General features: G+C 46.4%; 1 protein-coding gene. It reads right to left on the bottom strand.

Going from position 1 to position 265, the window contains the following annotated elements:
- The coding region (gene thyA / locus R0J87_RS21325) for a thymidylate synthase (RefSeq protein ID WP_498888793.1) at nt 1–265 on the bottom strand (265 nt) is incomplete at both ends.

Genomic DNA, 265 nt, shown 5'->3' with positions numbered 1-265 from the left:
ACTGCGCACCATAAACCGGCCCTAACTCGCCTGACTCTGTCGCCCATTCATCCCAGATAGAAACACCATTATCTTTTAAGTAACCAATGTTGGTTTCGCCTTTTAGAAACCACAATAACTCATGGATAATCGAGCGCAGATGGCATTTTTTGGTGGTTACCAGCGGAAAGCCGTCAGATAAATTAAACCGCATCTGATAGCCAAATACACTGATCGTGCCTGTACCGGTACGGTCTGTTTTTTTGTGGCCGTGCTCAAGCACGTG

The organism is Halomonas sp. SIMBA_159 (assembly GCF_046536035.1).
GTDB lineage: Bacteria > Pseudomonadota > Gammaproteobacteria > Pseudomonadales > Halomonadaceae > Vreelandella > Vreelandella venusta_A.
Note: the sequence above shows the minus strand (reverse complement) of the source record. Positions and strands in the feature narration are given on the sequence as shown.